Raw genomic sequence first — 25,660 nt, forward strand, 5'->3', positions numbered from 1 at the left:
GGCGGCCGGTGCGCGCGGTGCGCGGGCAGAGGTGCGGGCGCGGTGCTCGGGTCAGGCCTCGAGGTAGAAGTTCTCGGCCGGCGCCGTCTCCCACACGTCGAACGGATCCTCGGCGACAGCTGCGAACATCCTGGGCGCCGCGGCTTCGAAGGCCTCGCGCGACTCCCACATCGCGATGCCGACCAGCCGGATGCCGTCGATCTCCGTCCACGCGTTGATCCGGATCAGCCCGGGGGAGCCGGTCGCGGCCGCATCGACCCGACCCATCGACGCGCGCACCGCATCCCGGTGCTCGGGCCGCGGATGGTGGATCGCCAGATGGGTGAACATCAGGCCGGCGCCGCCGCAGCACCGGCCGCAGCCTCGCCGTACCAGCCCAGGAGTTCGACCCAGCCGTGGCTGTAGTTGCCGGCGCTGTCGCGCTGCCCCGCCGCATCCCAGCCGCCGTGCCGCACCGTCACCCGCGTTCCGCCGTCGACCGCCTCGAACCGCACGTCGACCGTCGTGGCAGAGTCGGCATCCCAGGTCGCCTCACGCCAGGTGAAACCGAGTCGCTCGCCGGGCTCCCAGGCGGTCACGCGGCCGATCTCGAACGCTCCGTCGGCGTACACCTCCAGAAAGCGACCGCCGATCCCCGGCTCGAACTCGACCCGCAGTCCGCGCGCGGAATCGTTCCAGTAGCGCGTTCCCCGGCGCCACCATCGGCCGACGCCGCCCGTGAACACCTCGAAGGCGGTCTGCGGGTCGGCCGTCACCGTCGTCGACGTCACCGCCACCGCTTCATCGTCTGCCGTCGTCTCCGTCATCGTCTCGTCCTCTCCACTTCGTCGGCGAACGCGCCCAGCTGGTCGCGCCAGAAGGCTTGCACCTGGTCGATCCAGGCGCTGAGATCGCCGAAGGGCTCCGGCCGCAGCCGGTAGAGCTTCACACGCGCGTCGTCGTCGACGCGCACCTCCTCGATGAGGCCCGCGCGGCGCAGCACACGCAGATGCCGGCTGATCGTCGGTGCTGCGACCGGGAACGCCACCGCGACGGCGCCGGCCCGCATCGGTTCGCGCATCAGCATCTCGACGATGCGCCGCCGGGTCGGGTCTCCCAGTGCATCCCACACCACATCCGTAGCCACCACGACAATATATAGCCGCTGAGCTAACTAACACAAGTACTGAAACGGCCCGAAATCCGGCGTTCGTTAGGCTGGCGGGATGGATACCTTGTTCAATGTTCTCCACGTCGCCACGGCCGTCTTCATCGTCGGGCCCATGGCGATCCTGCCGATGACGGCCATGCGCGCAGTGCGCGCCGGCAACGCCTCCCAGGTGAGGACGCTGGCCAAATCCACCAACCTGTTCGCGCTGCTCTCGCTGGCGACCGTCGTGTTCGGCTTCGGCGTGATGGGGATGTCCGACCCCAAGTACAAGCTCTCGGTGACGACGCCGTGGATCCTGTGGTCGATCATCGCCTACATCATCGCGCTCGGTCTCACCCTGCTCCTGGTGGTCCCTGCCATGCGCCGTGCGGCCGACGCCATCGAGACGCTGCCGGCCGCATCCGGCGTCGCGCCCGGTGCCGCCCCCGCCCCCGCCGCCGCCGTCGCGCCTGCCGCCGCCGTCGCGCCTGCCGCCGCCGGCCTCGAGTCGCGCGGCTACCCCGCGATCGCGGCCGGCTCCGGCGTCGCGAGCCTCCTGCTGGTGCTCGTCGTCGTGCTCATGGTCTGGAAGCCCTGACCTGACCCCCGACGCAATCGAGTCCGGACTTATTCGGCCGAAATCGATGATTTCGAGCGAACAAGTCCGGACTCGATGTCGTTGCTGCGGCTAGAGCGCCCGGAGTGCCAGCGCGGTGGTGAGCGCGGCGTGGGCCGACTCGGCGCCCTTGTCTTCGCGCGAGCCCTCCAGGCCGGCGCGATCCAGCCCCTGTGCCTCGTCGTCGAGCGTCAGCACGCCGAAGCCGACCGGCTTGCCCGTGTCGAGCGCGACCCGGGTCAGCCCGTCGGTCGCCGCCGACGACACGTACTCGAAGTGCGGGGTGCCGCCGCGGATGATCACGCCCAGGGCGACCACCGCATCCGCCCCCGCCTCGAGCGCGCGCTTCGACACCACCGGGAGCTCGAAGCTGCCGGGGACTCGCACGATCGTGTACTCGGCGCCCGCCGCGGTCAGCGTGCGCTCCGCGCCGGCGATCAGACCGTCGGTGATCTGTTCGTGCCAGGTGCCGGCCACGATCACGACCCTCAGGCCGCTCCCGTCGATCTGCTCCTCGGCGTTCGGCGCTCCTGCTCCGCTCATCGTGTGGTCCTCTCCGCTGCGATCTCTTCCTGGGGGATGACGTGACCCATCCGGTCACGCTTGGTCTCGAGGTAGCCCTCGTTGAATGCGCCGACGCCCACGACGAGCGGCACGCGCTCCTCGACGGCGACGCCGTGCTCTTCGAGCTGGCGCACCTTCTCGGGGTTGTTGGTGAGCAGGCGCACCGACTCGATGCCGAGGTCCTGCAGGATGGCCGTGGCCGCCCCGTAGTCACGGGAGTCGATCGGCAGGCCGAGCGCGAGGTTCGCGTCGAGCGTGTCGAGCCCCTCCTCCTGGAGCTTGTAGGCGCGGAGCTTGTTGATGAGGCCGATGCCCCGGCCTTCGTGCCCACGCAGGTACACGACGACCCCGCCTTCGCGCTGGATCGTGTCGAGGGCCGCGTCGAGCTGCGGTCCGCACTCGCACTTGAGCGAGCCGAACGCCTCTCCGGTGAGGCACTCCGAATGCACGCGCACGAGGGTGGCCTCGCTGGTCGGGTTCCCGGCCACGATCGCCACGTGGTCGGCCCCGGTCATCCGGTCGCGGTAGGCGCGCATCTTGAACGGGCCGTGCGTGGTCGGCACGGTCGTCTCGACCTCGAAGATCACCCGCGAGGACTCCGGGATCGGCGCGACCGACGCCAGCTGCTGGTCGCAGTGGAACTCCTGCAGGTAGGCGATCAGCGCCTCGATCGTGATGACCAGGACGCCTTCGCGCTCGCCGAGTTCGATGAGGCCGGGGAGCCGCATCATCTCGCCGTCGTCGGCGACGATCTCCGCGATCGCGGCCACCGGGGTGAGCCCGGCGAGCTTCAGGAGGTCGACGGCGGCTTCGGTGTGGCCGTCGCGCTCGCGCACGCCGCCGTCCACCGCCCGAAGGGGCAGGACGTGGCCGGGACGGTGCAGGCTCGCCGGCGTCGAATCGAGGTCGGCCAGCACGCGGAGGGTGTGCGCCCGGTCGGCCGCGCTGATGCCGGTGCTGAGACGGTTGGCCGCATCGACGCTCACCGTGTAGTTGGTGCCGCGGTCGTCCTCGTTCGTGGCCACCATCACGGGCAGCTCGAGGCGGTCGGCGATCTCGTTGGTCATCGGCGCGCAGATGAAGCCGGACGAGTTCTTCACCGTCCAGGCGATCCACTCCTGGCTGGCGAGCTCGGCGGCGATGATCACGTCGCCCTCGTTCTCACGGCTCTCGTTGTCGGCGACGATGACGGGCCGGCCGGCGCGCAGCTCGGTCAGTGCCTGGGGGATGGTGGCGAGGCTCATGAAGCGCTCCGTTCCGGTTCGATGATGGACGAGGGGAGGTCCGACTCTCGTCCGGCGTAGCCCAGGCCGAGCATCCGCTCGACGTGCCGGGCCAGGATGTCCGTCTCGATGTTCACGCGCTCGCCGACCACGCGGTCGCCGAGGGTGGTGGCGGCGAGGGTCTCCGGGATGAGAGACACCTCGAACCAGCCGTCGACGAGACCGCCGCCGACCTCGCTGACCGTGAGTGAGACGCCGTCGATGGCGATCGATCCCTTGCGGGCGACCAGCGGTGCGTGCTCGGGGTCGAGGCTGAGTCGCACGACCCGCCACGCGCTGCCCTCGGTGATGGCGAGCACGGTCGAGGTCCCGTCGATGTGGCCCTGGACGATGTGGCCGCCGAGCCGGTCGCCCACCTGAGCGGCGCGCTCGAGGTTCACCCGGCGGCCCGGCTGCACTCCGTCGAGGGTGCTCATCGCCAGCGTCTCGGCCATGACGTCGGCGGTGAAGGTCTCTGCGTTCTGGTCGATGACCGTCAGGCACACACCGCTGACCGAGATGGAGTCGCCGTGTTTCGCGTCGCTGACCACGATCGGGCCGCGCACGGTGACGCGTGCGGCGTCGTCCGCCCAGTCGACGGCGGTGATCTCGCCCAGCTCTTCGATGATTCCGGTGAACATTCTCAGTTTCCTTCTCTCTGTGCGTGCTCGTGCTCGTGCTGTGCGTGCTCAGGCTGTGCGTGCTCAGGCTGTGCCGGCACCGCCCGGATGAGCAGGTCGGCACCCAGTTGTTCGACCGACCGGATGTTCAAGCGACGTTGCTCTCCAATGGTTCTCACTCCGATGTCGCCGAGTGCGAGCCGGTTTCCGCCCAGCAACGTCGGCGCGAGGTAGATCGCGTACTCGTCCACGAGGCCCGCCGCCGCGAATGCGCTCGCAAGGGTCGGCCCACCCTCCACATAGATCCGCCGGAACCCCCGGGCCCGCAGATCGTGGACCACCTCGGCCACGTCGTGCGTGCCTTCGAAGATCACCGGATGCGGGTGGCGGAACACCGCCGCATCCTTGGGGATCGCCCGGGTGCCGACGATGACCGGAGCCGGCTGCCGCGCGAGCAGTTCGCCTGCGTCGCCGCGCGCGGTCAGACTCGGGTCGTCGGCGAGCACCGTGCCGGTGCCCACCACGATCGCATCGGAGGCCTCGCGCTGTTCGTGAACGCGCTGGCGGGCCGCGGCTCCCGTGATCCACTTGCTGGTTCCGTCGAGGGCAGCGATGCGTCCATCGAGGCTGCTCGCCCACTTGAGCGTGATGTAGGGGCGGCCGAGCCGGGCGGCGGTCAGCCAGTCGTCGAGGAAGGATTCGACCTCCTCGGCGAGCACGCCCGCGACCACGTCGACGCCCGCTTCGCGCAGCCGTGCTGCACCGCCGCCGGAGGCGTGGCCGGGATCGCTGACCGCGTAGACGACACGGCCGATCCCCGCGGCGATCAGGGCTTCGGAGCACGGTCCGGTGTGGCCGGTGTGGTTGCACGGTTCCAGGGTGACGACGGCCGTAGCGCCGCGTGCGCCTCCCTCCGGGAGCTTGCTGAGCGCGTCCACTTCGGCGTGCGCCGTCCCGACCCCGCGGTGCCAGCCTTCGGCGATCACGGTGCCGTCCGCGTCGAGGATCACGCAGCCGACGCGAGGGTTCGCCCCGGTCGCGGGCCCGTTGTGCGCCAGCTCGATGGCGGTGCGCATCGCCGCTTCCCACGTCATCCCAGTCAGTCCTGTCTCTCGTTCGAGACGTCTTCCGGGGTCGCGCGACGAAAGTCACCCGTGCAGCGCGGTCGCAATCGACCGTCTGCCGTGCTGCCTCCCATCCGGACTGAGTTGCCAGGCGACTGCCTGACCCCATTACCGTCGGTGCCGGAATTCCACCGGCTCAGCAGGCCTGCTCTCGCAGTCCCGCTCGCGGACTATCACCGCCGGTTCGGACTTTCACCGACCCCGGAGCACGTTTATGTTTCTGAGTCTAGATCAACGCGTCGGCGGGCGGTCTATTCCCGCCGACAGCGCGACGCTGCGCAATGGGGCTGCGCCGCGGGGTCGCGGCGTGGCCGGGGGAGTGCGGATGGACGGGCGCGTGGGGTTGCAGGCGCCCCTCCACAGATAACGGTCTTTTGAAGTTATCCACAGAAAATATCCTGATCAGGAGCCAGTTTCACGCCCCCTGAATGTCAGTGGCTCATGATGAACTGAATCCATGACCGCCACCGTCGCCTCCGGCATCCGGAGCCTGCTCGCGAACATCGCGACGCCCGCTCTGCTCGACCGCGACGACCTGCTGAACGCGCTGACCGTCCTGGGTGAGGCGCAGGCGGCCATCGATGCCGTCAAGCTGCGGGTTGTGGGCGAGCTCGTCGGGCGCTCGACCATGATCGGCGAGGCGAACCCGACCACGCGCGCCGGGCACGCACAGCCGGCTGCGCTGGTCGCCGAACGGTGGCAGATCGCACTCCCGGCGGCGCGACAGTACTGCCGGGTGGGCGAAGCCACGGCGCCCCGGATGAGCCTGGCCGCCGAAACGCTGCCCGCCCGCTTCCCGGCGCTGGCAGCCGCTCTGGGTGTCGCCGTCGACGACCACGACGCAGCGCCTCACGGCCGAATCTCCGTGGATCAGGCGGCGGTGATCGTGCGGGAGCTGGACAAGGCTGCGCCCGCGTGTTCGGCTGCGTCGCTGGCGCTGGGTGAGAAGACGCTGGTCGAGCATGCTCCCGGCCTGACCGTCGAGGACGTGCGGGTGCTGGCCGGGCAGGTGCGTGACCGGTTGGATCAGGATGGGGTCGAGCCGCGCGAGGACCGGCAACGGCGCAGACGCTCCCTCACCATCTCCACCACTACCGATGGCATGACCCATCTCGACTGGTTTCTGGATCCGGAGTCGGCGGGTTTCGTGGTCACTGCGATCGATGCGGTCGTCGGCCACGAGTTGCGGGCCGTGCGGTTCCGCCCGAGCACACCGGATCCCGATGATGAGACCGACGCCGATGATGTTCCGGAGTCGCGGAGCCTGGCGCAGCTCCGTTCGGATGCGGCGACCGACGTGTTCCGGCATGCCGCCGCCTGCACAACCCCGGCCGGCACCGGGAAACCGCCGGTGACGATGATCGTCCGGATCAGTCTCGACACCCTGCGAACCGGCACCGGCACCGGTGAGATCGACGGCATCCGCACCCCGATCAGCGCCCGCACCGCCCGCCGGCTGGCCGCCGACGCCCAGCTCATCCCCGCCGTCCTCGCCGGCCCCAGCGAGATCCTCGACCTCGGCCGCGCCCGCCGCCTGTTCACCCCCACCCAAAAACTCGCCCTCGCCGAACGCGACGGCGGCTGCGCCTTCCCCGGCTGCCCGCACCCACCCAACTACACCGAAGCCCACCACATCCGCTGGTGGGACGCCCACACCGGCCCCACCGACCTCAGCAACGGGACAAGTCGCTAATACGACCCCTAGGCGAACTAGCGCATGGCGTAATACCAACTGCCTTCAAAGTCTTGGTCCACAGTCTGCTGGGATTCCACGATGACGGCGCTTCTGGCCACATCAATCGGCGAGAAGCCGACCTCACGCAATACCTCGAGAGCGGTTTCGACAACAGTGGCATCGTTGCGTAAGGTGTCCCGTTCTCGATCGGTGGTCGTGCACAGCCATACACCTGCACCTGGAAGGTCCGGGAACGCCCCGACGAATCGTGTGGCGATTACGCCGCGCGCTCCAAATTCAGCTGTCAAGATGGGGCCCGCGCTGTCGAGAAGTTCCCAGCGTCGATCATTCGCCAATGACATGGTTCGACTCTATTCCGAAGGTGGTCTTACTTTCGGCTCGCCAGCCTGCAAATACGTCCAACAGGCGGGACGAACGGAATCCTCTTGTGCAGCCACCACCACCACCGGGTCCACGCCGACCACTGGGACATCCACCTCCGAAACGGCACCCCCCACTTCACCCCACCCACCCACATCGACCCCCACCGAACACCCCGCCCCGGCGGCCGCATCCACCTCCCGGAAAGGGCAGCAGCCCCACCCCAACGCCGGGCGTCATAGGGGGCGGTAAACCCGAGCGCGCCCAACCGGATCACGCGATCGCCGGTCAGGCGCGCCCCGAACCCCGGGCTCGCCCACGTGCCCCGACCCACCCCCGACCCCCGGCCCCAGCACGACCCACGCACCCGAACCCGGCCCGCATGGCCCGACCCGACGCCACCGATGCCCCGACCGCCGCCGCCGACGACCCACAGGCCCGCCACTCACGACTCGCTAATATGGGCAACCCCAAGCAAAGGAGGGCCCCGTGGGCACGGTGGTCATGTACAGCTCGGTGTCGGTGGACGGCTTCGTCGCGGACGAGAACGACCAGCCCGGACCGCTGTTCGAATGGCTGTCCAGTGGTGACGTCCCGTTGGACGAGAGCGGAGAGTTGAAGGTGTCGCAGGCGTCCTACGACTACACCCGGCCGTACTGGGACCAGATCGGGGTCACGATCGTCGGCCGCCACGTCTTCGACCTGACGGACGGCTGGGACGGGAAGCCTCCCAGCGGGGTCGACCACGTGGTCGTCGTGACGCACCGGCCGAGACCTGCTGGCTGGGATCCCGAAGCGCCGTTTCGCTTCGTCGACGGCGTCGAGGCCGCCGTGGCGACGGCGCAGGAGCGCGCGGGTGACCGGATCGTCGAGGTCGCAGCCGGTGACGTCGGTGGCCAGGTGCTTGCCGCGGGCCTGATCGACGAGGTGCGGATGGACGTCGTACCCGTCGTGTTCGGATCCGGCAAGCGTTACTTCGGGTCAGTCGACGCTCAGCACCTGTTGGAGGATCCCGACGTGGTGATTCAGGGCAGCCGGGTGCTTCACCTGCGCTGTCGGGTGCGCCGTTGACCGCCGGCACCAGCGCAGCACCTCGAGACCCTAGTCCCGCAACGCGACCAGGGCGCGCGCCGTGCCCTCGTCCACGATCAGGTCGGTGATGAGCTCGGCCGCCAGCGCCCCGCGGAGGCTGTGCACCTTCGATGGTCCCGAGACGACGCAGACACGGCGCGGCACCCGCTTGATGAGATCGATGTCGGGGCCGCTCGCGCGCTCGTTGAGCGGGATGCCGTGGTGGCTGCCGTCCTCGCGGAAGAAGACGGTCGCGACATCTCCGACGACACCGGATTCGTCGAGCGACGCATAGTCCGCCTGCTCGAGGTAGCCGCCGGCGTACACGTGCGAGCGCACTTCGGAGAACGGCGAGCCGAGACCGAAGATGGCGGCGTCCATCCGCTCCTGGATGTCGAGGATGCGACGAGTGCTGCGCTCACGCCACATGGCGGTCTTGGTCTGGGCGTCGTCGAACAGGGCAGGAACGGGGAACTCCTGAATGGTGCCCGAGAAGGTGTCGCCGAACCGGCGGAGGATCTCGCTCGCGTACAGCACACCCGTCGTGTAGGTGTTGCCGGCGCCGTTCAGCTGCACGAATTCCACGTTGTGCAGATCCTTCGGGATGAGGTGCCGGCTGAGTGCACTCATGGTCGATCCCCAGGCGAGACCGACGGTCATGTTGGAGTCGATGAACCGGTCGAGAATTCGTGCAGCGGAGATGGCGACGCGTTCGAGGCGATCGACGTCGCTGATGGCGCCGGGCATGGGCACGATGTGCGCTGCGATGCCGTACCGCTCGTGGATGTCCTGCTGGGTGCGGGTGGCGCCTTCGTGCGGTGTGGCGATCTGGATGGTCACGAGTCCGGATGCCCGGGCATAGCTGAGAAGCCGGGAAACACTGGACCGCGAGGTGTGCATCTCGTGGGCGATGGCCTCCATGGTGAGGTCCTGCATGTAGTAGAGGTGGCCGGCTTTGAGGGCGTCGCGGACCTTTTCGGGCAGGTTCTCGGTATCGGGTTGGGCCATCGGATCTCCTTGCACGTATGTGCACGGAGCTTGAACAAAGTGTCCGTGCACCGAAAACTATAGCTGTAGGAGAACGGCACCAACAGAAATTCAGGAGAAGACTGTGACGACGAAGTCGAACGCATCAGCTGTCCGGAGCGAGGTCAAGCGCCTCCGCGAGCGCCCCAACGCCCAGGTGCTCGTCATCGGCGGCGGCATCAACGGCCTCGGCACGTTCCGCGACCTGGCACTGCAGGGAGTGGATGTCGTGCTCGTCGAGCGCAACGACTTCGTCTCCGGTGCATCCGCGGCCTCGAGCCATATGATCCACGGCGGCGTCCGCTATCTGGAGAACGGCGAATTCCGGCTCGTCAAGGAGTCGGTGACGGAGCGCAACGGACTGCTGAAGATCGCGCCGCACTACGTGAAGCCGCTGCAGACGACGATTCCGATCTTTTCGACGTTCTCGGGCATCCTGGCGGCGCCGTTGCGTTTCCTCACGCACAAGCAGGGCAAGCCGAAGGAGCGCGGCGCGTTCCTGATCAAGACCGGCCTCACGATCTACGACGCGTTCTCGCGCGACGGCGGGTCGGTTCCGCGGCACCAGTTCCACGGACGCTCGAAGTCGCTTCAGACCCAGCCCGAGCTCAACCCGGACATCACGTACACGGCCACCTATTTCGACGCCTCTGTGCACGACCCGGAGCGACTCGCCCTCGACGTGCTCGCCGACGGACTCGCCGCGGGACCGCAGGCCCGGGCAGCCAACTATGTGGAGGCGATCGGGGTGAAGGACGGCGGCGTCCTCGTCCGTGACCGTGAGACCGGAACCGAGTTCTCCATCGTCGCGGACGTCGTGGTCAACGCATCTGGACCCTGGACCGACCTGACCAACCAGGCTCTCGGCCGCACGACGGAGTACATGGGCGGCACGAAGGGCTCGCACATCGTGCTCGACAATCCCGAGCTGCTCGAGGCGTGCAAGGGCCGCGAGATGTTCTTCGAGAACGACGACGGCCGCATCGTGCTCATCTACCCGCTGAAGGGCCGCGTGATGGTCGGCACGACCGACCTCGAGGCCGACATGTCGGAGCCGGCCGTCTGCACGGAAGACGAGATCGACTACTTCATCGAGCTGGTCTCGCACGTTTTCCCAACCGTCCCGGTCACCCGTTCGCAGATCGTCTACAGCTTCTCGGGCGTGCGGCCGCTGCCGCACCATGACGACACCCAGCCCGGATTCGTCTCCCGCGACTACCGCATCGTGCCGGGCGTGATCGACGGGCTCGGCGCCACGACGGTGCTCAGCCTCGTCGGCGGCAAGTGGACCACATTCCGCGCGCTCAGCGAGCACCTCGCGAACGAGACGCTGAAGGCGCTGGGCTCGACCCGTTCGGTCTCGACCGCCGGTCTGGCGATCGGCGGCGGCGCCGGGTACCCGACGACACCCGCGGCGGAGCGCGACTGGGTCGCACGCTACGGCGCCGACGTGGGGACGGCGCGCGCTGCACAGCTTCTGCATCGCTACGGCACGAAGGCGGCGTTCGTGATCGACGCCATCGCCGGCTCGGACGACGACGATCGGCGGCTGGCGGCGGCTCCCGAGTATTCGCGTGCAGAGCTCGACTACCTCGTGCGCACGGAGCACGTGGTGCACCTCTCCGACGTCTTCCTGCGTCGCACGAGCCTCGCCTTCACCGGGAACATCACGGGCGCGTTGGTCCGCGAGATCGGCGAAATCGTGTCCACAGCCCTCGGATGGTCGCCAAATCGGCGCTCGGAGGAGGAAGATGCATTCATAGCGGAACTCGCCGACGCCCACCGGGTGCACCTCGAGTCGGAGGACGGCAGCGAAGCCGCAGCGCTCCGATAATGCACGAACGTGCATAGCACGGTCCTTGTCCCGGTGGACCAGACGCGAATAGCGTTCAGTTGCCCACCCTGGTAGGGACTTCCCAACAACGCACAACAGGGTGCAGGTCAACTGAACAACTGGAAGGTCAACGTGGACAATATCGGTATTGATTTCCTGTCGGAGATCGTGGGCACGGCAATGCTCGTCCTCCTTGGAACCGGCGTCGTGGCGAACGTCGCCCTCATCAAGAACAAGGGGTTCAACGGCGGGTTCCTGATGGTGAACTTCGGCTGGGGTCTCGCGGTCTTCGCGGGCGTCACCGTCGCTTACAACTCAGGTGCCCACCTGAACCCCGCCGTAACGCTCGGCCTCGTCGCCAACGGTGCGAAGACGTTCGGTAATGCGGCGCTGCACACCCTCGTGCCTGTCAACATCGGCACGATCCTCATCTTCATCGCGGGGCAGTTCATCGGTGCCTTCATCGGCGCTGTGCTGACCTTCCTGGCGTACAAGAAGCACTTCGACGAAGAACCGGAACCCGCCAACAAGCTGGGCGTGTTCTCGACCGGTCCGGCCATCCGCACCTACACCTGGAACCTCATCACGGAGATCATCGGCACGTTCGTGCTGGTGTTCGTCGTGATCGCCTTCGGGCACCAGCCCGGTGTCTCGGGTCTCGCCGCTCTCGGCGCACTGCCCGTCGCCCTCCTGGTGACCGGTATCGGCGCCTCACTCGGTGGCCCGACCGGGTACGCCATCAACCCGGCCCGTGACCTCGGTCCGCGCATCGCGCACGCGGTGCTGCCGATCAAGGGCAAGGGTTCGAGCGACTGGTCGTACTCCTGGATCCCGGTGGTCGGTCCGGTCATCGGTGGTCTTGCCGCCGGATGGCTCGCCCTCGTGCTGCTTCCCGTCATCACCAAGTAGTACCTGCGCGCCGGCCCCGATCGGTGGGGCCGGCGCCTGCAGCCCACCCCAAAACAAAGGAGTTACCTATGGCCGACTACGTTGTCGCCATCGATCAGGGCACCACGAGTACCCGTGCGATCATCTTCGACAAGTCCGGATCGATCGTCTCGTCGGGCCAGCTGGAGCATGAGCAGATCTTCCCCAAGGCGGGGTGGGTCGAGCACAACCCGGTCGAGATCTGGAACAACACCCGTGAGGTGATCGGCCTGGCCCTGTCGAAGGCCGACCTCACCCGCCACGACATCGCCGCCGTGGGCATCACCAACCAGCGCGAGACTGCGGTGGTCTGGGACAAGAACACCGGCGAGCCCGTCTACAACGCCATCGTCTGGCAGGACACGCGCACGCAGCCCATCGTCGACCGCCTGGCGGCCGACGGCGGAGTGGAGCGGTTCAAGCAGATCGTCGGGCTGCCGCTCGCGACCTACTTCTCCGGCACGAAGATCGTCTGGATCCTCGAGAACGTCGAAGGCGCTCGCGAGCGTGCCGAAGCCGGCGACCTGCTGTTCGGCAACACCGACGCGTGGGTTCTGTGGAACCTGACCGGCGGGCCGGACGGCGGCGTGCACGCCACCGACGTGACCAACGCGTCCCGCACGATGTTCATGGACCTGGAGACGCTGACCTGGCGCGACGACATCCTCGAGGTGTTCGGCGTGCCGAAGTCGATGCTGCCGGCGATCAAGAGCTCGTCCGAGATCTACGGCAATGTCGAGTCGTCGAGCCTGCTCCGCGAGGTACCCGTCGCGGGCATCCTGGGGGACCAGCAGGCCGCCACCTTCGGCCAGGCCGCGTTCGACCCGGGCGAGTCCAAGAACACCTACGGAACCGGCAACTTCCTCATCTTCAACACGGGTGAGGAGATCGTCCACTCCAAGAACGGTCTGCTGACGACGCTGGGCTACAAGCTCGGCGACGACAAGCCGCACTACGCCCTGGAGGGCTCGATCGCCGTCACCGGTTCGCTGGTGCAGTGGCTCCGCGACAACCTGGGCCTCATCTCGAGCGCCCCGGAGATCGAGGAGCTGGCGAAGACGGTCGAAGACAACGGCGGCGCGTACTTCGTGCCGGCGTTCTCCGGTCTGTTCGCCCCGTACTGGCGTTCGGATGCGCGCGGAGCTCTCGTGGGCCTCACGCGCTACGTGAACAAGGGCCACATCGCCCGCGCCGTGCTGGAGGCCACCGCCTTCCAGACGCGCGAGGTGCTCGACGCCGTCAACGCCGACTCCGGTGTGGACCTGCAGGAGCTCAAGGTGGACGGCGGCATGATCGCCAACAACACCCTGATGCAGTTCCAGGCCGACATCCTCGGTGTCCCGGTGGTGCGCCCGGTGGTCGCGGAGACCACCGCCCTCGGCGCCGCCTACGCGGCCGGCCTCGCGGTCGGCTTCTGGGAGAACCTCGACGACCTGCGCAAGAACTGGCAGGAAGACAGCCGCTGGAACCCGGAGATGGAGCCCGGTGAGCGGGACCGCCAGCTCCGCCTCTGGAAGAAGGCCGTCACGAAGACGTTCGACTGGGTCGACGACGACGTGCGCAACGCCTGACGTCTCAGCACCACGAAGCGCCGTCCGGCCACGCCGGGCGGCGCTTCTGCGTGCGCGCTGTTCCGCCGGCGGGGTGCGCCGGTCTGGCTGTGGGTTAGAGCGCGAGCAGCGTCGCGGGCAGCTCGGCGAGGCCGGCGATCTCGTGGACGCCCGCAGCCAGCGCCTCAGCGGCCTCATCGTCGGCCGGGATCACGGCTGCGCGGTTCAGCCAGACGCCGGTGAGCCCGGCCCGTGCGGCGCCGACGGCATCTGTGTGCAGACGGTCGCCGACGTAGGCGGCCTCCTCCGTCGCGACGCCGAACACGGCGCACGCGTGCCGGAAGATCTGCGGATCCGGTTTGACCACGCCGACCTCTCCGGAGGCGATCACGTGCTCGACGCGAGCATCCAGCCCCACCGTCGTGATCTTGCGGGTCTGGAACGCGAGGTCGCCGTTGGTGATCAGGCCGAAGCGCACGTTCGGGATGCGCGCGGCGAGCTCGTCGAGACAGGGGAGCGCGTCGTCGTGCAGCTCCCAGCTCTCCACGTAGCGCTCGAAGTAGGTGGCGAACCACAGGCTGGCGGCATCGTCGTCGAGCGTGACCCCGTGACGTGCGGCGAAGTCGCGCGCGCGTGCCTGTCGTTGCCCTTCGAAGTCGAGACGGCCGGCGAGGTACGAATGGTAGTGATGTTCCTCGAGGTCGTGCCAGAGCGCGACGACGGATGCCGTGTCGAGCGAGCGGTACGGGTCGCCGAGCGAGGCGACGTGCGCCTCGATGCCGCGCGCGACGGCCGCTCGATGCGCGAACAGGGTGTCGTCGAGATCGAAGAGCACGACCTGCGGGACCGTCATGGCAGCGCCACCGGATCGTGCTGCACGAACGTCGCATCGGGCCAGTCGTTCGCCGGCGTGCGAGGGTCGTCGCGGAGGAGCGCGGCCTGCCAGTCGTCGAGCCGGCGGCCGCGCTGGGCGCCGCCGAGACGGCGCAGACCCTCGAAGCGGAAGCCGGCGCGGCGAGCCACGGCGGCCGATGCTGCGTTGCCGACGAACGCGTGCCAGACGAGCCGCTGGAGACCCAGGCCGCCCTCGGGTGCGAAGGCGTAGTCGATCGCCAGCGAGACGGCTTCGGTCATCACGCCGAGGCCCCGGACTTTCGGCGCGAGCCAGAAGCCGATCTCCGCCTCGTCGTCGCGGATGCCGTCGAGCCCGAGCATCCCGACGAGCTCTCCGTCGTCGCTCAACCGAATGGCCCAGGTGCACGATCGTCCGTCGGCCCAGCCTTCGACGACCAGTCCGAGCACGAACTCTTCGGCGTCGGCGCGACTGTACGGCGACGGCACGGTGGTCCATCCGGCGACGGCGGGGTCCTGGCAGAGCACGGTGACCCGGTCGAGATCGCCCTCTGCCGGAGCCGAGAGCACGACGCGTGGGCCCGTCAGCACGACGGGCTCACGCGGCACGGCGAGGCTCATCGTGCGGGACGCAGGAAGCCGATGCGCTCGTACGCCTTTGCGAGGGTGACTTCGGCCACCTCGCTCGCGCGGTCGGCGTTGCGGGCCAGGATCCGGTCGAGTTCGGCCGGGTCGTCCAGGAGGTCGAGGGCACGCTGGCGCACCGGCGCGAACGTCTCTACGACGACGTCGGCCAGACCCTTCTTGAAGTCGCCGTAGCCTTTGCCCTCATACTCGAGCTCGACGGATTCGATGCTGCGGCCGCTGAGCGACGAGTAGATGGTGAGCAGGTTGGAGATCCCGGGCTTGCCCTCGCGGTCGAACGACACGACGCCATCGGTGTCGGTGACGGCGCGCATGATCTTCTTGCGGGTCACGTCGGGCTCGTCGAGCATCCACACCACGCCGGCGTGCGACTCGGACGACTTCGACATCTTCGCCGTCGGGTTCTGCAGGTCGTAGATGCGGGCGCTCTCTTTGAGGATCATCGCCTGCGGCACCACGAAGGTGTCGCCGAACCGGCTGTTGAACCGTTCGGCCAGGTCACGGGTGAGCTCGACGTGCTGGCGCTGATCGTCGCCGACCGGCACGATCTCGGCGTCGTAGAGCAGGATGTCCGCGGCCATCAGCACCGGATACGCGAACAGGCCGACCGAGGTCGCCTCGGCGCCCTGCTTGGCCGACTTGTCTTTGAACTGCGTCATGCGCGACGCCTCGCCGAAACCGGTGATGGTGTTGAGCACCCAGGCCAGCTGGGCGTGCGCCGGCACGTGCGACTGCACGTAGAGGGTGGAGGCCGAGGGGTCGATGCCGGCGGCGATGTACTGCGCTGCGGTGCGGCGGGTCTTCTCGCGCAGGTCGTCGGGGTCTTGTGACACGGTGATCGCGTGCATGTCGACCACGGAGAAGAACGCATCGTGCGTGGTCTGCAGCTCTTTCCACTGAAGGAGGGCTCCGATGTAGTTGCCGAGCTGGAGCGAGTCGGCGGAGGGCTGCATGCCCGAGTAGAGCCGGGGGAGTTGTGTCATGGGTGATACCTCGAAGTGAAGAGTCGGAAGAAGGGGTTCAGACGGCGTAGTCGACGACCACGGGGGTGTGGTCGGACCATCGCTCGTCGTAGGCCGCAGCCCGGTCGACGGAGTAGTCCGTCACGGTCGCGGCGAGGGCTGGAGTGGCGAGCTGGTAGTCGATGCGCCAGCCGGAGTCGTTGTCGAAGGCCTGACCGCGCCACGACCACCAGGTGTAGGGGCCGTCGACGTCACCCGCCCACTTGCGCCCGACGTCCACCCAGCCGAGGCCGGCGCCGTCGTTGTAGCCGTCTTCGCCTTCGGCGCCGACGATGCGGTCGAAGTACTCCCGCTCCTGCGGCAGGAAGCCGGCGCGCTTGACGTTGCCCTTCCAGTTGCGGATGTCGAGGGTGCGGTGCCCGACGTTGAGATCGCCGAGGACGACCGCGTAGTCGCTGTGCTTCTGCAACTCGGGCAGGCGCGCTTCCATCTCATCCAGGAACCGGAACTTCTCGACCTGCTTGGGGGAGCCGGCCTCACCGGAGTGCACATAGGTGCTCACCACCGTGACCACCTTTCCGTTGACCTCGTAGTCGGCCTCGAGCCAGCGGCCGGCGCTGTCGAAATCGTCGGGACCGAGGACGACCCGATGGATCGACGCCGCGCTGCGGCTGGCGATCGCGACCCCCGCGCGGCCCTTGGCAGTCGCCGGGTCGTGCAGTACGTCCCACTCCTCGCCGAGGAGCTGCTGGATGTCTTCGGTCGTGGCGCGCACTTCCTGGATCGCGAGGATGTCGACATCCCGCTGATCGAGCCAGGCGCCCATGCCCTTGCGGTACGCGGCGCGGATGCCGTTGGTGTTGATCGTGGCGATACGCAGGGGCTTTGCAGGCATGCAGCAAGCCTACCGGGAGCCTCCGACGAGCCCTTCGTCGAGGATGTCGTTCAGCCGGTGCTGGGCGCGCTCCACGGACCTCTGGGCGATCAGCTTCGAGTACCAGCGGGCGGAGGCGAGCTCGGCCTTCGCGTCGTCGAGCTCGGCCCGGGCGACGAGGACCCGTGCGTCGTATTCCGCCGCCGCCTTCTCGGCCGCCTGCTGCTCGGGGCTGACGACGCGCGGTGAGAGTCCGCGATCGAACATGCCGACCGCGATCCAGGATGCCGCCAGCAGGATGACCCTGGACACGAAGTTGAACCAGATGAGCAGACCGACGAACACGGCGAACGTCGCCAGGAGCGGATTCCTGGTCGCTCCGCCGAGGAACAGGCCGGCGAGGGCGCTGAGCCCGGCCAGCGCGGCACTGCCGAGGAGCGATCCGAAGAACAGGTTTCGCCAGGGGATCGACACGCGCGCCAGCACGCGGAACATCACCCCGAGGGTGACGATGTTGAGGATCACGGAGACCACGAGCCCCGACACCCGCGTGACGAGCGACGTCCAGTACGAGTCGCTCAGTCCGAGCACGTCCAGGAAGAAGGTGAGCGCCTCCGTGCTGACGATGGTGAGGAGCGCTGAGAACAGCAGAACGACACCGAACAGCAGCGCGAGCCCGAGGTCGCGGATCTTCTGCAGCGCGTAGTTGGTGGTGTCCCGGCTGAGGCCGAAGACGGCACGGACGGCCTGCCGCGTGTAGTACAGCCAGCCGATCGCCGTCCAGAGCAGACCGATCGCGGCGATGATGCCTGTCCACCCGAAGGGGGCGGCGCTGTCCAGTTGCGACGGCTCGATCACCCCGGGCTGGCCGTCGACCGCGATCAGCCCGGGGACCGCTCGGTTGATGAGGCCGGCGAGCGCCTCGAAGACCTCCGTGTTGCTCGTCAGCCAGATGCCCGCGGCCGAGAAGGCGACCCAGATCGCGGCGAAGACGGCGAACAGCGACTGGTAGCCCATTCCCGCGGCGCGGAGGTTGCCGTCGCTGTGGGAGAAGTTGATGTAGACGCGGTAGGGGCGCAGCGACTGCACCCATTTGGCGATGCCGGTCACCCGGGCCACCGGCTTCTCGAGACGCTCTCTCAGCGGCTCGGTCGCCTCGGACAGCCGTTCCTTCAGCGGCTCGGGCTCGATCGTCCCCTCGGCGCGCTGCAGCGACGGGTCGGGCTGCGCCGGCTGCGCGTCCTTGGTCTTCTTCGCGGCCACGGCCTCAGCCTAGCGACGGGCCGGTGGGCGGAGAGCCTGGCTGCTAAGCCTTTCCGCGCATGATCGCCTGCTTGACCTCGGCGATCGCCTGGGTCACCTGGATGCCGCGCGGGCACGCGTCGGTGCAGTTGAACGTGGTGCGGCAGCGCCAGACGCCCTCTTTGTCGTTGAGGATGTCGAGGCGCACCTGCGAGTTGTCGTCGCGCGAGTCGAAGATGAAGCGGTGGGCGTTGACGATCGCCGCCGGTCCGAAGTACTGGCCGTCGGTCCAGAACACCGGGCACGACGAGGTGCACGCCGCGCACAGGATGCACTTGGTGGTGTCGTCGAAGCGGGCGCGATCGGCGACCGACTGGATGCGCTCCTTGTCTTTCGGCGGCGTCGAGTTGGCCACCAGGAACGGCTGGACCTCGCGGTAGGAGGCGAAGAACGGCTCCATGTCGACGATGAGGTCCTTCTCGAGCGGCAGGCCCTTGATCGCCTCGACGTAGATCGGCTTCGAGATGTCGAGGTCTTTGATCAGCGTCTTGCAGGCGAGCCGGTTGCGGCCGTTGATGCGCATCGCATCCGAGCCGCAGATGCCGTGCGCGCAGGAACGGCGGAAGGTCAGCGACCCGTCCTGCTCCCATTTGATCTTGTGCAGGGCGTCGAGGATGCGGTCGGTCGGGAACATCTCGACGTCGAAGTCCTGCCAGCGCGGCTCGGTGTCCACATCGGGGTCGAAGCGGCGGATGATCAGCGTGACGGTGAACGACTGGATCGGCGCCTCGGGCGCCGGGGGAGTCTCGAGGACGGCGTTCGACATCAGTACTTCCTCTCCATCGGCTGGTAGCGGGTCACGACGACGGGCTTCCAGTCGAGTCGAATGTGGTCGGCGGCGTCGGACGAGTGCGGGTCGCCCGAGAGGTACGCCATGGTGTGCTTCATGTAGTTCTCGTCGTCGCGCTTGGGGAAGTCGTCGCGCATGTGGCCGCCGCGGCTCTCCTGGCGATTGCGGGCCGAGTAGACGACGACCTCGGCGAGGTCGAGCAGGAAGCCGAGCTCGACGGCCTCGAGCAGGTCGGTGTTGAAGCGCTTGCCTTTGTCTTGCACGACGATGTTGCGATACCGCTCGCGCAGGCCGTGGATGGTCGCGGTGACCTCGGCCAGCGACTCGTCGGTGCGGAACACCTGGGCCTTCTTGTCCATCTCGTCTTGCAGCTCTTTGCGGATGGCCGCGATCCGCTCGGTGCCCGTGCCGGTGCGCAGGCCGTCGATCATGCCGCGCACGTAGGCGGCGGGGTCGTCGGGAAGCGGCACGGCGGTGGCCGTCTTCACGTACTCCACGGCGTTGTTGCCGGCACGCTTGCCGAACACGTTGATGTCGAGCAGCGAGTTGGTGCCGAGACGGTTGGAGCCGTGCACCGACACGCAGGCGCACTCTCCGGCGGCGTAGAGACCCGGGACGACGGTCACGTTGTCGCGGAGCACTTCGGCGTTGTTGTTGGTCGGGATGCCGCCCATCGCGTAGTGCGCCGTCGGCATGACCGGGACGGGCTCCACGACCGGGTCGACGCCCAGGTAGGTGCGGGCGAACTCGGTGATGTCGGGGAGCTTGGTCTCGAGCACCTCGGCGCCCAGGTGGGTGCAGTCGAGCAGCACGTAGTCCTTGTGCGGACCGGCGCCGCGGCCTTCCGCGACCTCCTGCACCATGCAGCGGGCGACGATGTCGCGCGGCGCGAGGTCTTTGATGGTGGGGGCGTAACGCTCCATGAAGCGCTCACCGCTCGCGTTGCGCAGGATGGCTCCCTCGCCGCGGGCGCCTTCGGTGAGCAGGATGCCCAGGCCGGCCAGTCCGGTCGGGTGGAACTGGAAGAACTCCATGTCTTCGAGCGGGAGCTTCTTGCGCCAGATGATGCCGACGCCGTCGCCGGTGAGGGTGTGGGCGTTGGACGTGGTCTTGAAGATCTTGCCGAAGCCGCCCGTGGCGAAGATGATCGCCTTGGAGTGGAAGACGTGCAGTTCGCCGGTGGCGAGCTCGTAGGCCACGACGCCCGCCGGCTGCTCGACGCCCTCGACCTCGTTCATGATCACGTCGAGGACGTAGTACTCGTTGAAGAAGTTGATTCCGAGGCGGACGCAGTTCTGGAACAGCGTCTGCAGGATCATGTGGCCGGTGCGGTCGGCCGCATAGCAGGCGCGGCGGACCGGCGCCTTGCCGTGGTCGCGGGTGTGGCCGCCGAAGCGCCGCTGGTCGATCTTGCCTTCGGGCGTGCGGTTGAACGGCAGGCCCATGTTCTCGAGGTCGATGACCGCGTCGATCGCCTCTTTGGCCAGGATCTCGGCGGCGTCCTGGTCGACGAGGTAGTCGCCGCCCTTGACGGTGTCGAAGGTGTGCCACTCCCAGTTGTCCTCCTCCACGTTGGCGAGCGCCGCGGCCATGCCGCCCTGCGCAGCGCCCGTGTGGGAGCGGGTGGGGTAGAGCTTGGAGATCACAGCGGTCTTCGCGTGGGGCCCCGCCTCGATCGCCGCCCGCATGCCGGCGCCGCCGGCGCCGACGATGACGATGTCGAACTCGTGGTAGTGGACGCCGTCGATGACGGTGGATTCAGAGGTTTCAGTTGTCACAGCTTTTTCCGTGTTCGGTGGGCTACTTGACCGTGCAGAACGACGGCAGCGTTCCGGCTGCCGCCCCTGCGGGGCACGGGTCGAAGGTGAAGATCACGAGCGTGCCGAGCACGACCAGCACGACGACGGCGGCGAGGATGGCCCACTTGAGGATGCCGTTGACCAGCCGGTTGTGCGCGTAGTCGTTGACGAGCGTGCGCATCCCGTTGCCGCCGTGGATCAGCGCGAGCCACAGCATGAGCAGGTCCCAGACCTGCCAGAACGGCGTCGCGTACTTGCCGGCGACGAAGGCGAAGTCGATCTGCTTGACGCCTTGGCCGAGCACGAGGTTGATGAGCAGGTGGCCGAAGATGAGGACCACGAGCACCAGGCCCGAGGCGCGCATGTAGATCCAGCCCCATTTCTCCCAGTTCACGCCTCGGCGGCGGACGGGACGGGCCGGTGTGCGGGGAGCGTCGATGGTGGTCATGATCAGCCGGCCTCCCCGAAGATGTGGACGAGTTGTACAGGGACGAAGCCGGCCATCAGCACGACCCAGATCGCGATGACGATCCAGAACATGAGCCGCTGGTACTTGACGCCCTTGCTCCAGAAGTCGATGGCGATGATCCGAAGGCCGTTGAAGGCGTGGAACGTGATGGCGCCGACGAGGGCGATCTCACCGAGTCCCATGATCGGGTTCTTGTAGGTGCCGATCACCGCGTTGTACGCCTCGGGGCTCACCCGGATGAGCGACGTGTCGAGGATGTGCACGAGGAGGAAGAAGAAGATGGCGACGCCGGTGATGCGGTGGAGCACCCACGACCACATTCCCTCTCGGCCCCGGTACAGTGTGCCGCCCGGCCTGTTCTTGGTCGGTTGCAGGGTTCCTGCCGCTTGGTCTGGCACGAACAACCCTCCCTGGTTGTGGTCGCGGAGTACGCGCGAGAAGCGCTCCACCAGTGTATGCCGACCTCACCGCCGGTGCGGGTTAGGTGCGCCTAAGTGTCTCGACGTCGAGACAAATCAGCGCGTCCGGACTGGCAGCACGTCGGTCACGGCACGACGCTCACAGCACGTCGCTGGAGCCGGTGAGCCGGAGCGCGTCGACCACGGCCTTCACACGCTGGGCGTTCTCGCTCGTCGTGACCAGCAGAGCATCCGGAGTGTCCACCACCACGATGTCCTTGACGCCGATCAGGCTGATGACCCGGCCGGACTGGCTGATGACGATGCCGCTCGACGCGTCGGAGAGCACGCGGGCGTTCTCGCCGAGGATCGCGAGGTCGGACTTGCGGCCGCCCGAGTTGAGCTTGGCGAGCGAGGCGAAGTCTCCCACGTCGTCCCAGTCGAAGTATCCGGGGATGACGGCGAGCTTGCCGGCGGCCGCCGCCGGCTCGGCCACCGAGTAGTCGATCGCGATCTTCTTGAGGGCGGGCCAGATGCGGTCGACCGCCGGACCGCGCGTCGCGGGGTCGTCCCACGCCTCGGCCAGCTCGAGCAGGCCGGCGAGCAGTTCGGGCTCGGAGCGGCCGATCTCTTCGAGCAGCCGGTCGGCGCGCGAGATGAACATCCCGGCGTTCCAGAGGTACGTGCCGCTCTCGACGTAGCCCTCGGCGGTCTCCAGGTCGGGCTTCTCGACGAACTCGGTCACGGAGAGGGCGCTGGGCGCGCCGCCGATGGCGATCTCGCCGCCGCAGTGGATGTAGCCGAAGCCCACAGCGGGCTCGGTCGGGCGGATGCCGATGGTGGTGATGTAGCCGGCGTCGGCCGAGGCGACGGCTTCGCGCACGGCCGCGCCGAACAGCCGGTGGTTCTTGATCACGTGGTCGGCGGCGAAGGAGCCGATGATCACGCCGGGCTCGCGCTTCTCGAGGATGGCGGCGGCGAGACCGATCGCGGCGGTCGAGTCGCGCGGCTCCGACTCGAGCACCACGTTGGGGTCGGCGAGGGCAGGCAGCTGCGTCTCGACGGCGGCACGGTGAGCGCGACCGGTGACCACCATGATCCGCTGCTCGCCCGACAGCGGCACCAGCCGGTCCCAGGTGTCGCGCAGCAGGGTCTGCCCCGAGCCGGTGAGATCGTGCAGGAATTTCGGCGCGTCCGCGCGGGAGAGCGGCCACAGACGGGAACCGATGCCGCCGGCGGGGATGACGCTGTAGAAGCGGTCGATCGGGGCGTGTGCGTGAGCCATGCCGAAAGGATACAGAGCCGACCCCGTCACCGGCTGTTCACGGGGCGGCCATCCGGGCCCCATAGCGTCGGAACCATGCGGATCGCGGTCGTCAGCGAGAGCTTCCTCCCCACGGTCAACGGGGTCACCACCAGCGTGTGCCGGGTGCTCGAGCATCTGGCCGACGCCGGGCACGAGGCGATCGTGATCTGCCCGGATGCGGGGGCGCCGGCCGAGTACGCCGGCTTCCCGGTGCATCAGGTGCCGTCGATCGCGTACCGCCAGTTCCCGGTCGGGCTCCCGAGCCCGCAGGTGCAGCGCATCCTGGCCCGGTTCGGCGCCGACGTGCTGCACGCGGCGTCCCCCTTCCTGCTGGGAGCGCAGGGGATCGCGGCGGCCAATCGGCTGGGCATCCCGTCGGTGGCCGTCTATCAGACGGATGTCGCCGGCTACGCGCGGACCAACGGTCTCGGGATCACCTCGTCGCTCGCCTGGAAGTACGTGCGCTGGGTGCACGACGGCGCCGACCTCACCCTCGTGCCGTCGTCGGCGTCGGAGTACGACCTGCGCTCCGCCGGCGTGCGGATCCTGGCCTGCTGGGGACGCGGCGTGGACCTCGAGCGGTATCACCCCAACAATCGCCGCACGGCCGCGGCGAAGGAGCTGCGCGAGCACCTGTCGCCCGACGGCGAGCTCGTCGTCGGCTACGTCGGCCGGATCGCGCCGGAGAAGCAGGTGGAACGCCTGCGCTCGCTGCGCGGTCTCCCCGGGCTCTCCATCGCGATCGTCGGCGACGGTCCCGCGCGTCCCGCGGTCGCCGACGCCCTGCGGGGGATGCCCGTCACCTGGCTGGGCCGCCTGGGCGGGGCCGACCTCGGCGCGGCCTACGCCGCATTCGACGTGTTCGCCCACACCGGCACGGAGGAGACGTTCGGCCAGACCGTCCAGGAAGCGCACGCCTCCGGGCTGCCGGTGGTGGCCCCGCGCGCGGGCGGCCCGATCGACCTGATCGAGCACGGCGTCGACGGGCTCCTCTTCCCTGCGGGAGACGACCGCGGGCTGCGGGCGGCGGTCGGGATGCTCGTGGCCGACGCGCCCCTCCGGCTCCGGATGGGGGAGGCGGGCCGCCGCCGCGTCCTCGGACGGTCCTGGGCCGTCGTCTGCGACGACCTCCTGCACCACTACGAGCAGGTCATCCTGGATCGCGCAGAAGAAGTCGAGCGCGACGGCAGGGAGCGCGCGTACAGTTGAGTGGCCCTCCGCACGGGCCGCATTCGAACGCACGGATCCACTGGAGGTGACCCATGGCCCCCAACACCAACCGACGCGGCATCCCGATGCCCTTCGTCTCCCGGGCACGCCGGGTGGACCCTCCCTCAGCCGTGGTCACGGCCAGGGCGCCGGAGGTGGCACGCGAGCCGCGACCGAGCATGGTCGACAGCGCCATCTACTCGAAGGGCGTCCGCGTCGCCTCGCCGCGCTCGCTGGCCGAGACCTACCGGGCGCTCGACGCGACGCCCGACGGCGTGGCCTGGATCGGCCTCTACCGGCCGAGCGCTCAGGAGCTCATGTCGCTCGCCGACGAGTTCGAGCTGCACCAGCTGGCCATCGAAGACGCGATCGTCGCGCATCAGCGTCCCAAGCTGGAGCGCTACGACGGCGTGCTCTTCGTCGTGCTCAAGGCGGCGAACTACCTCGACGTCCCTGAGGAGGTCGATTTCGGCGAGCTCCACCTGTTCGTCGGTCCCAACTTCGTGATCACGGTGCGCCACAGTGAGTCGCCCGACCTCTCGCATGTTCGGCAGCGCATGGAGCGCGAACCGGAGCTGCTCGCCCTCGGCACCCAGGCCATCCTGTACGCCATCATCGACGCGGTCGTGGATGCGTACAGCCCGGTCGTCGCCGGTCTCGCCAACGACATCGACGAGATCGAGACGCAGGTGTTCGGCGGGGACGCGCTGGTCTCCCGGCGTATCTACGAGCTCTCGCGCGAGGTCATCGACTTCCAGCGGGCGACGCATCCGCTCACCGCGGTGATGGTGGCGCTGGAGCACGGGTCGGCGAAGTACGGCGTGACGCAGGAGCTGCAGCGCGCCCTCCGCGACGTGTCCGACCACCTCATCCAGGTCAATGAACGCGTGGACGGGTTCCGGCAGCTGCTGCGCGACATCCTCACGGTCAACTCGACCCTCGTCGCCGAACGCCAGAACGAGGAGACCGTTCGTCTCGCCCATGCCGCCAACCGGCAGGGGGAAGAGGTCAAGAAGATCTCCTCCTGGGCGGCCATCCTGTTCGCGCCGAGCATCATCGGCACCATCTACGGCATGAATTTCACGAACATGCCGGAGCTGGAATGGACGTGGGGCTACCCGGCAGCGCTCGGGGCGATGGTGCTGAGCGGGTTCGGGCTCTATTTCGTCTTCAAGAGGCGCGGCTGGCTCTGATGAGCAGAATAGGAATGGCAGCTGCTCAAATGAGCAGGTGCCATTCGCGCGCGTGTTTGTAACGCTTACATGAAGAAGCCGG

Annotated in this window: 27 protein-coding genes and 1 riboswitch; of the genes, 8 read left to right on the plus strand and 19 right to left on the minus strand. The window is 68.2% G+C overall.

The window, feature by feature from the left end:
• Nucleotides 1-51: 51 nt before the first annotated feature.
• The 3 genes from ACFVV5_RS06600 to ACFVV5_RS06610 are packed head-to-tail and all read right to left on the minus strand — an operon-like array spanning nt 52 to nt 1,126.
• Nucleotides 52-330 carry a hypothetical protein gene (locus ACFVV5_RS06600; protein ID WP_387240765.1) on the minus strand — a complete coding sequence of 93 codons (279 nt, stop codon included), beginning with the start codon at nt 328-330 and terminating at the stop codon, nt 52-54.
• Nucleotides 330-806 (minus strand): SRPBCC domain-containing protein, encoded by a 477-nt coding sequence (locus ACFVV5_RS06605; protein ID WP_387240768.1) that lies wholly within the window; start codon nt 804-806, stop codon nt 330-332. The genes ACFVV5_RS06600 and ACFVV5_RS06605 overlap by 1 nt, the downstream gene beginning before the upstream one ends.
• Nucleotides 803-1,126, minus strand: coding sequence for an ArsR/SmtB family transcription factor (locus tag ACFVV5_RS06610; protein WP_387240771.1), 324 nt, complete (start codon nt 1,124-1,126; stop codon nt 803-805). Before ACFVV5_RS06610 ends, ACFVV5_RS06605 begins: the two co-directional genes overlap by 4 nt.
• Before the next feature lie 79 nt (nt 1,127-1,205).
• On the opposite strand from ACFVV5_RS06610, the gene ACFVV5_RS06615 reads away from it, so the two are divergent.
• Complete coding sequence (locus ACFVV5_RS06615) at nt 1,206-1,727, plus strand: DUF2269 family protein (protein ID WP_387240773.1); 522 nt, start codon at nt 1,206-1,208, stop codon at nt 1,725-1,727.
• A 90-nt stretch (nt 1,728-1,817) separates the two neighbouring features.
• Here the strand turns inward: ACFVV5_RS06615 and ribH are convergent, their stop codons facing one another.
• The 4 genes from ribH to ribD are packed head-to-tail and all read right to left on the minus strand — an operon-like array spanning nt 1,818 to nt 5,285.
• Entirely contained in the window at nt 1,818-2,288 is a 471-nt protein-coding gene (ribH, locus tag ACFVV5_RS06620; RefSeq protein ID WP_387240776.1) for a 6,7-dimethyl-8-ribityllumazine synthase, read from the minus strand.
• Nucleotides 2,285-3,553: a GTP cyclohydrolase II gene (gene ribA / locus ACFVV5_RS06625; RefSeq protein WP_387240779.1), complete on the minus strand. Its 1,269-nt coding sequence runs from the start codon at nt 3,551-3,553 to the stop codon at nt 2,285-2,287. Before ribA ends, ribH begins: the two co-directional genes overlap by 4 nt.
• Complete coding sequence (locus ACFVV5_RS06630; RefSeq protein WP_387240782.1) at nt 3,550-4,212, minus strand: riboflavin synthase; 663 nt, start codon at nt 4,210-4,212, stop codon at nt 3,550-3,552. Before ACFVV5_RS06630 ends, ribA begins: the two co-directional genes overlap by 4 nt.
• A 2-nt stretch (nt 4,213-4,214) precedes the next feature.
• A complete protein-coding gene (ribD, locus tag ACFVV5_RS06635) occupies nt 4,215-5,285 on the minus strand; it encodes a bifunctional diaminohydroxyphosphoribosylaminopyrimidine deaminase/5-amino-6-(5-phosphoribosylamino)uracil reductase RibD (RefSeq protein WP_387240785.1) in 1,071 nt (356 codons plus the stop codon).
• An 86-nt stretch (nt 5,286-5,371) separates the two neighbouring features.
• Nucleotides 5,372-5,529: riboswitch (FMN riboswitch) on the minus strand.
• A 243-nt stretch (nt 5,530-5,772) separates the two neighbouring features.
• Between ribD and ACFVV5_RS06640 the strand changes: the two genes are divergently transcribed.
• On the plus strand, nt 5,773-7,008 hold the full coding sequence (locus ACFVV5_RS06640; protein ID WP_387240788.1) for a DUF222 domain-containing protein: 1,236 nt from the start codon (nt 5,773-5,775) through the stop codon (nt 7,006-7,008).
• 17 nt (nt 7,009-7,025) lie between these two features.
• Here the strand turns inward: ACFVV5_RS06640 and ACFVV5_RS06645 are convergent, their stop codons facing one another.
• On the minus strand, nt 7,026-7,352 hold the full coding sequence (locus ACFVV5_RS06645; protein WP_387240791.1) for a hypothetical protein: 327 nt from the start codon (nt 7,350-7,352) through the stop codon (nt 7,026-7,028).
• A 508-nt stretch (nt 7,353-7,860) separates the two neighbouring features.
• On the opposite strand from ACFVV5_RS06645, the gene ACFVV5_RS06650 reads away from it, so the two are divergent.
• Entirely contained in the window at nt 7,861-8,442 is a 582-nt protein-coding gene (locus ACFVV5_RS06650) for a dihydrofolate reductase family protein (protein ID WP_387240793.1), read from the plus strand.
• Between the two features lie 30 nt (nt 8,443-8,472).
• On the opposite strand, the gene ACFVV5_RS06655 is transcribed toward ACFVV5_RS06650, so the two are convergent.
• Entirely contained in the window at nt 8,473-9,450 is a 978-nt protein-coding gene (locus ACFVV5_RS06655) for a sugar-binding transcriptional regulator (protein ID WP_387240796.1), read from the minus strand.
• A 103-nt stretch (nt 9,451-9,553) separates the two neighbouring features.
• Between ACFVV5_RS06655 and ACFVV5_RS06660 the strand changes: the two genes are divergently transcribed.
• The 3 genes from ACFVV5_RS06660 to glpK all read left to right on the plus strand — a co-directional run bounded on the left by ACFVV5_RS06660 (nt 9,554) and on the right by glpK (nt 13,800).
• Nucleotides 9,554-11,302 carry an FAD-dependent oxidoreductase gene (locus tag ACFVV5_RS06660; RefSeq protein ID WP_387240799.1) on the plus strand — a complete coding sequence of 583 codons (1,749 nt, stop codon included), beginning with the start codon at nt 9,554-9,556 and terminating at the stop codon, nt 11,300-11,302.
• A gap of 132 nt (nt 11,303-11,434) precedes the next feature.
• A complete protein-coding gene (locus ACFVV5_RS06665; RefSeq protein ID WP_387240802.1) occupies nt 11,435-12,211 on the plus strand; it encodes an MIP/aquaporin family protein in 777 nt (258 codons plus the stop codon).
• Nucleotides 12,212-12,279: 68 nt separating this feature from the next.
• Nucleotides 12,280-13,800 carry a glycerol kinase GlpK gene (gene glpK / locus ACFVV5_RS06670; RefSeq protein ID WP_387240805.1) on the plus strand — a complete coding sequence of 507 codons (1,521 nt, stop codon included), beginning with the start codon at nt 12,280-12,282 and terminating at the stop codon, nt 13,798-13,800.
• Nucleotides 13,801-13,894: 94 nt separating this feature from the next.
• On the opposite strand, the gene ACFVV5_RS06675 is transcribed toward glpK, so the two are convergent.
• The 10 genes from ACFVV5_RS06675 to ACFVV5_RS06720 all read right to left on the minus strand — a co-directional run bounded on the left by ACFVV5_RS06675 (nt 13,895) and on the right by ACFVV5_RS06720 (nt 23,155).
• Nucleotides 13,895-14,632, minus strand: coding sequence for an HAD family hydrolase (locus ACFVV5_RS06675; protein ID WP_387240808.1), 738 nt, complete (start codon nt 14,630-14,632; stop codon nt 13,895-13,897).
• Nucleotides 14,629-15,240, minus strand: a complete 612-nt coding sequence (locus ACFVV5_RS06680) for a GNAT family N-acetyltransferase (protein ID WP_387240811.1) — start codon at nt 15,238-15,240, stop codon at nt 14,629-14,631. The genes ACFVV5_RS06675 and ACFVV5_RS06680 overlap by 4 nt, the downstream gene beginning before the upstream one ends.
• An 8-nt stretch (nt 15,241-15,248) precedes the next feature.
• Entirely contained in the window at nt 15,249-16,259 is a 1,011-nt protein-coding gene (gene trpS, locus ACFVV5_RS06685) for a tryptophan--tRNA ligase (protein WP_387240814.1), read from the minus strand.
• 37 nt (nt 16,260-16,296) lie between these two features.
• Nucleotides 16,297-17,133, minus strand: a complete 837-nt coding sequence (locus ACFVV5_RS06690) for an exodeoxyribonuclease III (protein WP_387240817.1) — start codon at nt 17,131-17,133, stop codon at nt 16,297-16,299.
• Nucleotides 17,134-17,142: 9 nt separating this feature from the next.
• A complete protein-coding gene (locus ACFVV5_RS06695) occupies nt 17,143-18,375 on the minus strand; it encodes a YihY/virulence factor BrkB family protein (RefSeq protein ID WP_387240820.1) in 1,233 nt (410 codons plus the stop codon).
• Nucleotides 18,376-18,418: 43 nt separating this feature from the next.
• The gene (locus tag ACFVV5_RS06700) at nt 18,419-19,180 is read right to left on the minus strand and encodes a succinate dehydrogenase iron-sulfur subunit (RefSeq protein ID WP_387240823.1); all 762 of its coding nucleotides are present in this window, start codon (nt 19,178-19,180) and stop codon (nt 18,419-18,421) included.
• Nucleotides 19,180-20,982 carry a succinate dehydrogenase flavoprotein subunit gene (gene sdhA / locus ACFVV5_RS06705; protein ID WP_387240825.1) on the minus strand — a complete coding sequence of 601 codons (1,803 nt, stop codon included), beginning with the start codon at nt 20,980-20,982 and terminating at the stop codon, nt 19,180-19,182. The genes ACFVV5_RS06700 and sdhA overlap by 1 nt, the downstream gene beginning before the upstream one ends.
• Before the next feature lie 22 nt (nt 20,983-21,004).
• Entirely contained in the window at nt 21,005-21,451 is a 447-nt protein-coding gene (locus tag ACFVV5_RS06710; RefSeq protein WP_387240828.1) for a succinate dehydrogenase hydrophobic membrane anchor subunit, read from the minus strand.
• 2 nt (nt 21,452-21,453) lie between these two features.
• The gene (sdhC, locus tag ACFVV5_RS06715; RefSeq protein ID WP_387241331.1) at nt 21,454-21,792 is read right to left on the minus strand and encodes a succinate dehydrogenase, cytochrome b556 subunit; all 339 of its coding nucleotides are present in this window, start codon (nt 21,790-21,792) and stop codon (nt 21,454-21,456) included.
• A gap of 238 nt (nt 21,793-22,030) precedes the next feature.
• Nucleotides 22,031-23,155, minus strand: coding sequence for a mannose-1-phosphate guanylyltransferase (locus ACFVV5_RS06720; RefSeq protein ID WP_387240831.1), 1,125 nt, complete (start codon nt 23,153-23,155; stop codon nt 22,031-22,033).
• A gap of 75 nt (nt 23,156-23,230) precedes the next feature.
• On the opposite strand from ACFVV5_RS06720, the gene ACFVV5_RS06725 reads away from it, so the two are divergent.
• Nucleotides 23,231-24,385 carry a glycosyltransferase family 4 protein gene (locus tag ACFVV5_RS06725; protein ID WP_387240834.1) on the plus strand — a complete coding sequence of 385 codons (1,155 nt, stop codon included), beginning with the start codon at nt 23,231-23,233 and terminating at the stop codon, nt 24,383-24,385.
• Between the two features lie 53 nt (nt 24,386-24,438).
• The gene (locus ACFVV5_RS06730) at nt 24,439-25,578 is read left to right on the plus strand and encodes a magnesium and cobalt transport protein CorA (RefSeq protein WP_387240837.1); all 1,140 of its coding nucleotides are present in this window, start codon (nt 24,439-24,441) and stop codon (nt 25,576-25,578) included.
• Nucleotides 25,579-25,660 lie beyond the last annotated feature (82 nt).

This window comes from Leifsonia sp. NPDC058248, from assembly GCF_042881905.1.
Taxonomy (GTDB): domain Bacteria; phylum Actinomycetota; class Actinomycetes; order Actinomycetales; family Microbacteriaceae; genus Leifsonia.